The organism is Streptomyces laculatispora (genome assembly GCF_017353455.1).
In the GTDB taxonomy this organism is placed as follows: domain Bacteria; phylum Actinomycetota; class Actinomycetes; order Streptomycetales; family Streptomycetaceae; genus Streptomyces; species Streptomyces laculatispora.
This window is the reverse complement of sequence record NZ_JAFMPZ010000022.1, coordinates 1-4,792: the sequence shown is the minus strand read 5'-3', so window position 1 is coordinate 4,792 and position 4,792 is coordinate 1. Positions and strand designations below refer to the sequence as shown.

Sequence of the window (4,792 nt, the reverse complement as noted above, 5' to 3'; positions counted from 1 at the left end):
GTGCTGCACAACCCGTGGCCGGACACCGGCACGGAGGAGAAGCTCCGCTGGCTGGCCTCGCCCGAGGGGCGGCGGGGTTCGATGCGTCAGGTCCGGGGATGAGGGGGCCGGGCGCCCGCGTGCCGGGCCGGTCCGCAGGCTTCGTATGCTCGGCACATGACCGATAGCACCGACCTCGGCGCCGAGGACCGCAAGATCGTCACGCTGGCGCGCAGCGCCCGCGCCCGCAACGGTGTGCCGGAGGGCGCGGCCGTACGGGACGAGACCGGACGTACGTATGTGGCGGGCACGGTGCAGCTGGAGTCGCTGCGCCTCAGCGCGTTGCGGACGGCCGTCGCCATGGCCGTGGCGAGCGGCGCCACCTCGCTGGAGGCGGCCGCGATCGTCTCCGAGGCTGAGACCCCTTCGGACGAGGACCGTGCCGCTGTCCGGGACCTGGGAGGGGCGGACACCCCGGTGCTGCTCGCCGGTCCGGACGGGGTGCTGCGGCTCAGTGTGACGGCGGGCTGACCTCCGCAGGACCGGCTCATCGGGTGCGAACGTCCCGCGTCCCATCGGTGCGGGGCGTTCGCACACGGTGGGCGGGAAACATGGATCTTGACATCATCTGATGGCCCATCAGTCGGTGCATTTCGATCCCATTGACTTCTTTTCGGCCGGAGTCATCAATGGCCCCCTGCCGGCGCGGAAGAGCCGCTGCGCCGCAATTCCGCAGGAGGGGGCTCCATGAGTCCAGCCATTCGAAGATCCGACAGCCGGGGAACGCGGCGCCGAGGCCGCCGCTGGGCGGCCGCGCTGGGTGTGGGCGCGCTCGTCGTCGCCGGGGGAGGACTGCTCGCCGGGCCCGCCCAGGCCATGGCGGCGGCGTCCGTGGCGGTGGACTTCCCGACCCACTGCATCCCGCCCGCGATCGCCGGGATCCCGCCGATCGACGGGACGACGTCGGCGCAGATCAGTGTCGACAACGCGGCCCCGAAGGTCGGCGACACGGTCACGGTGACGTACACCGTCGTCAAGCCGGCCGCGAGCAACCCGGTCGATCTGGCGCTGCCCGCCGACATCATGACGCCGACCGGCAAGGTCACCGTCGCCGGTGCGCAGTCCGCCGGCATCACGGTGGCGGGCCCGAAGAAGAACGCTCCGGTGCCCGGCAAGGGCGCGTTCCCGTCGTTCTCCATGACCGGCACCTTCACGGTCACCGCGCCCGGCGAGATCACCCTCTCGCCCGGCGACTACAACATCCACACCAGCTACATCATGGAGCTGGACACGCCCTGCACGGTCACCGATCCGCCCGCGCCCGTCTCCCAGACGATCATCGCGACGGACGGCGGCGGCCAGGTCAACGAGCGTGCCATCCAGCTCGGTACGGCCTCCGGAGCAGCCGGTGACCAGGTCAGCGTGACCGGGTCGAAGTTCACCGCGGGTGCGGCCGTCACCCTCGCCGGCCGGGCCGGGGGCTCCCAGACCGGCGACACGGCGACGGTCACGGCGGACGGATCGGGCGCCTTCACCGGACAGCTGACCGTCACCGACCCGTCGACCACCGGAATCGTCGCGTACGAGGGCGCCGGCTGGGACGCGGCCAAGGGTGCGGGCCCGCAGGCCTACACCGTCACCGGTGGCGGCGGAGAGACACCGGACGGCAGTCAGAAGCTGACCTCGTCCGTCAAGGCGGGCACGCTCTCCATGTCGCAGGCCGGGGACTCCGTCGAACTGTCGGCGGTCGACTTCGGCAAGGGCGGCGCATCCACCGGCGCCCTGCGGACGGTGACGGTCAAGGACTTCCGCGGCGGCCCCGCGGGCTGGTCGCTGACCGGAAAGGTCACCGACTTCAAGGGTCCGGCCGGTGCCACGATCGGCGCCTCCGCGCTCGGCTGGAGCCCGGCCTGCGCGGCGAAGGCCGGCAGCCCGAGCACCTGCGCGGCGGGTTCCGAGGGTTCGGTCGGCAGCGCGGGGGCCACCCTGGCCTCCACGCCGAACGGCGCCTTCACCGGAGGTGAGTTCACCGTCGACGCCCAGCTGTCGCTGGACGTACCGGCGTACTCCGCCACCGGCGCCTACTCCGGAGTGCTCACGCTCACCCTGACGTGAGCCGGGACCACTGACCCACCGGTGGGCCGGGCGCGCACCCGGCCGGTCCACCCACCCCGCCAATGCGTGCACCCTGGGGGCCCGCACCGTGCGCAAGCTGTCCGTACTCCTTCTGACCGGCGCCCTGCTCCTGCTGGGCGCCCCCGCGGCCGGCGCCGCCGACAACGGCAGCTGGTCGGTCTTCCCGGCCGCCGCCGACACCGGCACCCGGCCGTACTTCTATCTCTCGGCCGACCCCGGAGCCACCCTCACCGACAAGGTGACCGTCAAGAACAAGACCGGCGACCCGCTGACGTTCCGGCTGTACGCGGCCGACGCGTACAACACCGAACGCGACGGCGGATTCGCGGTCCGCGCGCAGAACGAGAAGCAGCGCTCCGTCGGCGCCTGGGCCAGGACCGACCGCGACCGGGTCACCGTGAAGCCGCACGGTTCGGTCACCGTGCCCGTCACGATCAAGGTCCCCGAGGACGCCGAACCGGGCGACCACCCCGGCGCCCTCGTTGCCCTGGACGAGCGCGTCGACCCCGCCGACGCGGGCGCCGTGGCCGTCGGCATCCAGAAGGCGGTCGGTGCCCGGATCTATCTGCGGGTCAACGGCCCGACGATGCCCGCGCTCTCCGTCGACGACGTCAAGGTCGAGCACACCCAGCCACTGGTCCCGGGCACCGGCACGTCCCGGGCCGTCATCTCGTACACGCTCCACAACCGCGGCAACGTCACCCTCAGCCCCAAGGTCGCGCTCAAGGCCGAGGGGCTCTTCGGCCGCACCCTGCTCGCCCGCGACCTGAAGCGGATTCCCTCCGAGCTGCTGCCCCGCCAGGAGGTCCGGCTCACCGAGGAGTGGAAGGGCGCGCCGCAGCTGGAGTGGGGCGAGGTCAAGCTGACCGCCAGCGCGCGCGACACCCGCGAGTCCGCCACCGCACCGTACTTCGCACTGCCCTGGCTGGTCGCCGGAGTGCTGCTGGTGCTTCTTGCCGGGGGCGCGGGGCTGTGGATACGGGCACGTCGGAGCCGTCGCCGCACGGCCTGAGACGAGGGGCCCGGCGGCCCCGCCGGCCGCCTTGGTGCGGCAGCGCCGCCGGGATCGGGGACAATGGGCGCCATGAGCGCTCGACCTAACCCAGAAGCTGCTGCGCAGCAGGCTGAGAACACCGCCCCGCACCGGGCCGGCTTCGCCTGCTTCGTGGGCCGTCCCAACGCGGGCAAGTCCACCCTTACGAACGCTCTGGTCGGCCAGAAGGTGGCGATCACGTCCAACCGGCCACAGACCACCCGGCACACGGTCCGCGGCATCGTGCACCGGCCGGACGCGCAGCTGATCCTGGTCGACACCCCCGGCCTCCACAAGCCGCGCACCCTGCTGGGCGAGCGTCTCAACGACGTCGTACGCACCACCTGGGCCGAGGTCGACGTCATCGGTTTCTGCCTGCCCGCCGACCAGAAGCTCGGCCCCGGCGACACGTACATCATCAAGGAACTCGCGGGCATCAGGAAGACGCCCAAGATCGCGATCATCACCAAGTCCGACCTGGTCGAGTCCAAGCAGCTCGCCGAACAGCTGCTGGCCGTCTCCCGCCTCGGCGAGGATCTCGGCTTCGAGTGGGCGGAGATCATCCCGGTCTCGGCCGTCAAGGACGACCAGGTCGGTCTGCTGGCCGACCTGATCGCCCCGCTGCTCCCCGAGAGCCCGCCGCTCTACCCGGAGGGCGACCTCACCGACGAGCCCGAGATGGTCATGGTCGCCGAGCTGATCCGGGAGGCCGCGCTCGAAGGCGTACGGGACGAGCTGCCGCACTCCATCGCGGTCGTCGTCGAGGAGATGCTGCCGCGCGAGGACCGTCCGGCGGACAAGCCGCTGCTCGACATCCACGCCAACGTCTACATCGAGCGGCCCAGCCAGAAGGGCATCATCATCGGCCCCAAGGGCAAGCGGCTCAAGGACGTCGGCACCAAGTCGCGCAAGCACATCGAGGCGCTGCTCGGTACGCCGGTCTTCCTGGACCTGCACGTGAAGGTCGCCAAGGACTGGCAGCGGGACCCCAAGCAGCTGCGCAAGCTGGGGTTCTGAGCGGTCTCAGCCCTGTGTCGGTCTCACGCGCCCTCCTTCAGGACGCGTGAGACCAGTGCGCGCTGGGCGTCGGTCAGCCGCGGGTCCGCGCAGTGCACGGTCCGGTCGCCGACCGTGATCCGGTAGCCGAAGCCGTCCGGAACGCCGGCCGGCGGGGTGTCCCGGCCGCCGGTGAGTGCCGATTCGGCCAGGGTCTCCCATTCACGGGCGTCGGCCCGCCCGGAGGTGTCGATCTCGCGGTGGCGTGCGATACCGGCGAAACCACCGGTCCTGCTCACCTGGATCCGCATACGGTGTCCTTCCTCGAAGGGCGGGCCTGGGGCTTCCGTTCGGATCATGCCTCATCCGAACGGAAGGCCCCCGCTGTCACACGGTCGGTACGCCCACCTCCGACCAGGCCTTGAGGACCGCCTCCGCCTCGTCCCCCTCGCCGAAGCGGCTGCGTGCCGCCGCGACGGTCAGCCGGGCGAAGGCCGCGAAGTCCGCGTCCACCGCCAGTTCACCACCGGTGAGCACATCGAACCAGAGCTGCCCGGCCCGCTCCCAGGAACTGCCGCCGAGCGCGGTCGCCAGCAGGTAGAACGCGCGGTTCGGGATTCCAGAGTTGAGGTGCACCCCGCCGTTGTC

The 4,792-nt window shown here is 71.6% G+C and carries 6 protein-coding genes; 4 read left to right on the top strand and 2 right to left on the bottom strand.

Annotation, left to right across the window (positions count from 1 at the left end; translation table 11 throughout):
* Window positions 1-156: 156 nt before the first annotated feature.
* From J1C73_RS00875 to era, 4 genes are all read left to right on the top strand, one after another.
* Entirely contained in the window at window positions 157-510 is a 354-nt protein-coding gene (locus tag J1C73_RS00875; RefSeq protein WP_123470872.1) for a cytidine deaminase-like protein, read from the top strand.
* Window positions 511-726: 216 nt separating this feature from the next.
* Window positions 727-2,094, top strand: a complete 1,368-nt coding sequence (locus J1C73_RS00870) for a WxL domain-containing protein (protein WP_207314610.1) — start codon at window positions 727-729, stop codon at window positions 2,092-2,094.
* A gap of 88 nt (window positions 2,095-2,182) precedes the next feature.
* A complete protein-coding gene (locus J1C73_RS00865; protein WP_207314609.1) occupies window positions 2,183-3,127 on the top strand; it encodes a WxL protein peptidoglycan domain-containing protein in 945 nt (314 codons plus the stop codon).
* Between the two features lie 63 nt (window positions 3,128-3,190).
* Window positions 3,191-4,165, top strand: a complete 975-nt coding sequence (era, locus tag J1C73_RS00860; protein ID WP_207314608.1) for a GTPase Era — start codon at window positions 3,191-3,193, stop codon at window positions 4,163-4,165.
* Between the two features lie 23 nt (window positions 4,166-4,188).
* Here era and J1C73_RS00855 read toward each other — a convergent pair whose 3' ends face one another.
* Together J1C73_RS00855 and J1C73_RS00850 are read right to left on the bottom strand one after the other, a co-directional pair.
* Window positions 4,189-4,455, bottom strand: a complete 267-nt coding sequence (locus J1C73_RS00855; protein ID WP_207314607.1) for a protealysin inhibitor emfourin — start codon at window positions 4,453-4,455, stop codon at window positions 4,189-4,191.
* A 76-nt stretch (window positions 4,456-4,531) separates the two neighbouring features.
* Window positions 4,532-4,792: M4 family metallopeptidase (locus tag J1C73_RS00850; protein ID WP_207314606.1), on the bottom strand; the 261-nt coding region annotated here is incomplete at its 5' end.

What these genes read in the sequence shown, in the direction of transcription:
- J1C73_RS00875 (WP_123470872.1), top strand. Translation starts at nt 157, where the DNA reads ATGACCGATAGCACCGACCTCGGCGCCGAGGACCGCAAGATCGTCACG.
- J1C73_RS00870 (WP_207314610.1), top strand. Translation starts at nt 727, where the DNA reads ATGAGTCCAGCCATTCGAAGATCCGACAGCCGGGGAACGCGGCGCCGA.
- era (WP_207314608.1), top strand. Translation starts at nt 3,191, where the DNA reads ATGGGCGCCATGAGCGCTCGACCTAACCCAGAAGCTGCTGCGCAGCAG.
- J1C73_RS00855 (WP_207314607.1), bottom strand. Translation starts at nt 4,455, where the DNA reads ATGCGGATCCAGGTGAGCAGGACCGGTGGTTTCGCCGGTATCGCACGC.